This is a genomic window from Oleiphilus sp. HI0061, assembly GCF_001635675.1.
In genome coordinates, this window is record NZ_LWFE01001281.1 from 1 (window position 1) to 4,148 (window position 4,148).

At 44.9% G+C, this 4,148-nt stretch carries 4 protein-coding genes; all 4 read right to left on the reverse strand.

Going from position 1 to position 4,148, the window contains the following annotated elements; genetic code table 11:
- Positions 1 to 407: pyridoxal-phosphate dependent enzyme (locus tag A3735_RS20160; RefSeq protein WP_156499785.1), on the reverse strand; the 407-nt coding region annotated here is incomplete at its 3' end.
- Positions 370 to 1,005, reverse strand: a complete 636-nt coding sequence (locus A3735_RS20165; RefSeq protein ID WP_068513752.1) for a phosphoribosylanthranilate isomerase — start codon at positions 1,003 to 1,005, stop codon at positions 370 to 372. The genes A3735_RS20160 and A3735_RS20165, both read right to left, overlap by 38 nt.
- 143 nt (positions 1,006 to 1,148) lie before the next feature.
- Positions 1,149 to 2,057, reverse strand: coding sequence for a tRNA pseudouridine(38-40) synthase TruA (gene truA, locus A3735_RS20170; protein WP_068513664.1), 909 nt, complete (start codon positions 2,055 to 2,057; stop codon positions 1,149 to 1,151).
- 65 nt (positions 2,058 to 2,122) lie between these two features.
- Positions 2,123 to 4,148, reverse strand: a 2,026-nt coding sequence (locus A3735_RS20175) for a FimV/HubP family polar landmark protein (protein WP_156499786.1), incomplete at its 5' end; no start/stop codon positions are given.

The following is a 4,148-nucleotide window of genomic DNA, read 5'->3' on the forward strand; positions in this document are numbered from 1 at the left end:
GCAACACCGTGCTGACCTGCACCTGTCTCAGCAATCACTCTTGGCTTACCTAAGTACTTAGCTAATAGTGCCTGACCGATGGTATTATTTACTTTGTGCGCGCCGGTATGATTAAGGTCCTCTCGCTTAAGGTAGATCTTTGCACCGCCCACTTCTCTAGTCAGACGTTCGGCAAAATAAAGCGGTGAAGGCCGACCCACATAGTCAGCCATATCCTTATCAAACTCTTTACAGAACTCAGGGTCATCTTTGAGAGAAAGGTATTTCTTCTCAAGGTCTTCAAGCGATGACATCAAAGTCTCTGAAACAAATCGACCACCATAAGGGCCAAAATGCCCTTTATTATCAGGAAGTTGAGCTAACAATTCTTCAGTAATTCGTGTATTCGCTGGCACTCGACACCTCATCTACAAAACTTGAAACTTTAGAGTGGTCTTTCACACCCTTACGTAATTCTACACCGCCACTTACATCTACCGCATAGGGGCGCACCTGTTTAACAGCAGCGCGCACATTCGAGGCGTTTAAGCCCCCGGCAAGAATAAGTGGTTTAGTGGTATTTTTTGGAATAATTGACCATTCAAAGGCCTCTCCTGTTCCACCAGGAACACCTTTTTTATAAGTATCTAGCAATAAGCCTAAGGCACTAGAGTAATGTTTATCGGCCTCTAGAATATCTTGCTCGCACTGAACACGCACGGCTTTAATATAAGGACGATCAAAGCTTGAACAAAAATCTTCGTTTTCATCGCCGTGAAACTGAATAAGGCTTAGCGAGGCTAGGTTAGAAACCTCTTTCACATAAGACTTAGAAGCATTAACAAATAAACCTACAGCAGAAACAAAAGGTGGAAGTTTAGCAATAATATCGCAAGCAAGTTCAGGAGAAACATAACGCGGACTCGGTTCATAAAAAACAAAACCAAGCGCATCAGCACCGGCGTTCACGGCACCCAAGGCATCACTTAAAGATGTTATACCACAAATTTTTGTTCTAGTGCGCACTTTGTCTTGCACAACCCTTTAGCTAAAAATAAATATGCGTCAGCATTATATCGATTTGCTAGACTGCATAATAGTGAAAAATAGTTGAGGCGCTGCTCGCTTCCTAAAACACAGGGCCAGACCATACATACTACAATGCTTAACTAGTCGAGCCTATGAGAAATACGCCACAGATCTGCATCATTGTCCATGCTTCCCGATGCACTTGCAATCATTGAGCGAATTATCGACGGCGCTCCTTGAGATACAGGCACACCAAAATGGGAGGGGTAATCGACATGCGTTAAGAACAAACCATTTGGCTGCGCAGTCACTCCCCCCTTAGTCCGGTCTCGTGCTTCGAGCACCCCGGCACACCAATCTACTGGTTTTCTCTGCTTACCTATTTCCATCAAAACACCAGCAATGTTACGAACCATGTGATGCAAAAATGCATTTCCCTTAATATCAATAACTAAAATATCGCCGAAGCGTTGAACATTAATAAATTCGACAAACCGAAACGGCGTTCTTGACTGGCAGCCTACAGCCCTGAACGAGCTAAAGTCATGCTCACCCACCAAACATTGAGCTGCCTGGTGCATCTTTATTTCATCTAAGGGGTCATGACACCAAGTCATTTCATTATGGAAGATTGAAGGCCTGACCGGGTGATTGTATATCACATAATGATAGCGCCTACTGGTAGCAGAAAATCGCGCATGAAACTCAGAGTCAACACAGCCAGCCCATGAAACACTGATATCTTTTGGTAGGTTTGAGTTGCTACCAAAAACCCACGCTCTTTCACTACGCTGCACTTCGGTGTCAAAATGAACAACCTGATGAGCACCGTGCACACCCTTATCGGTTCTGCCCGCGCAAACAAGCTCTATGGACTGATTGGCGACACTTGATACAGCCTCTTGTAAGTATTTTTGAACGGTAGGTAAGCCACTCTTTTGAGACTGCCACCCGTGATAAGCACTACCATTATATGACAAGCATAACGCAACACGGCCAGTAACGATTTCGTTACCGGCCGTGTCATTCGAAAGATGACCAGAACTCATTTGAGAGTCAACTCAGGTCGTCTAATTAAGACAAGTTTCATCCAAAAACTACCACTGCAAAATAATTAGTCCAATGAACTTAGCAATTCAGCCGCCTCTGCTTGCTGCTCAGAACTGCCTTCTTTAGTTACTTCTTCTAGTATATCTTTGGCGCCCTCGATATCACCCATATCGATATACGCTCGTGCCAAGTCAAGCTTGGTAGACGCTTCATCAGTACCTTCAAGGAAGTCAAACTCGCTTGCATCACCAAGGTCTTCATCAAACGACTGATCTGCATTCATCTTATCTGAAGCTTGCTCAAGAATATCATCGCTGATAACCGGCTTTTCGGCACCTAATGTTGCGTCAGACTCTAAATCTCCTTCTCCGCCCTGAGCTAATGATTCAACGATGGCTGAATCACTTAAATCTGAAGGCAGCTGAATCTCGGTTTCTTGCTCAAGCTCGCCGCTTAAATCTATGTCATCAAGATCCACGTCAAGAATCGCATCATCAAACTCACCAGAGTCTGACAACTCATCAGTAATCTCATCTACAGTTTCGTCTAGCACATCACTAGGCTCTAGAAGCGAGTCATCCAAGTCAGCAGTTAATTCTGCATCGAGTGATTCATCAATACCTAGATCATGCTCTTCATCTAGTTCAACACTGTCAAAGTCAAAAGATTGTGGTTCTTCCTCAAGCGCTTCAGCTTCAGCCTCAATAGACGCTTCAACCTCGCGTTTTGAGGCCTCAACCTCTTCCATCTCGCGATCTAGCTCAAGCTCATGTTCTTTATCTTCTAGCGACACCAACTGCTCATCCAGCATATCTCCGCGGATAGCGCTCGCTTGATCTAAGGCTTCAGAATCCTGAATTGCTTCTAATTCGCTATACTGGCGGTTAAATGCTTCAGTATCACCACTTTGCTTATATACTTCCAGCAACTTCAAGCGCAAGTCTGTTCTAACAGGTTCTTCTGAAATTGCACTTTCAAGAACTGCTGCAGCCTGATCCAGTCTGCCATAGGCAATGTAAACATCAACTTCAGCGATTACATCCTCATTTTCCTCGCCAGAGACGGCAGGCTCTTCTTCAGCAAATAAGTCTTCATCTATGTATTCGTCATCATCTTCAAGAGGGCTATCTAAAGATTCAACTTGCATGCCGTCTTCTTCAGCATCCTGATAATCGTCTTCCGACGATAGCGCATCTTCGCCCTCTTCTTCATATTCAATTTCGTCACTATCGTGCATTGCCTGAAACTCTTGCTCACGCTTAGCGTTATTACGCGAAACCAACCAGAGGACAAACACAACCAGCACAACAACTAGAACAGCAATTGATAAGTAGAGAGGATTACCAACGATCACTTCGATAATGTTCTGCTCAGCCTTAGCTGGCTTGCTTACAGGCATTTCAATAGACTTAGCCTTTTCAACTGCTGGCGATTTCTCAGCAGGTTTCATGCTCTCGGCCTGACCTGCTTGCTCAGTCTTTGGCATCGCTGCAATTTGCTCAGTACTTTCCTTAGCTTCAGCCATAGCGTCTTTTGCGGCTACCGTCTGATCAGAAGCCTCAGCAGCATTTTCAGCAACTGCGTCAGGCATTGCCATCAGCTTATCAGCCTCAGATAGCTCCTCAGTTTCCTGCGCAGCCTTCGCTTCCGCTAGCTCATTGACTCGCATTTGCGTCTGAATATTTGCTAGCTGATCATTCTTTAATGTAAGGAGTCTTTGCAAGGTTTGTAGCTGTTCTTCTAAGTCAGAAACACGACTATTTAACTCTTTATTCTCGATACTCGCTTTATCCAATTTTTCTAGCGTAATCGCTAGCTTCGGATCAGTCTCTTTACCGTTACTGCCGCCTGTTGCAGAGCTACCAGAGTTAGCACTGCTAGCACCGTCGTTTGTCTTTTCAGCAACAACAAGCTTGAGTTCATCACCAGCCCGCTTAACTGCTGGCTGATTAACGTCAGTTTTCGGTGCTTGGCTTGAAGCTACCGACTTCGAGCGTTTGCCTCTCGCAGACTCGTTCTGCGAAATAACTTCTTCTATTGCCTGATGCGTTGAACGCTGCTTAATCTGCTCAAGGCTGGGCAAACGTAGA

Excerpts from the sequence above, each read along its gene's own strand:
- truA (WP_068513664.1), bottom strand. The coding sequence starts at position 2,057 with ATGAGTTCTGGTCATCTTTCGAATGACACGGCCGGTAACGAAATCGTT.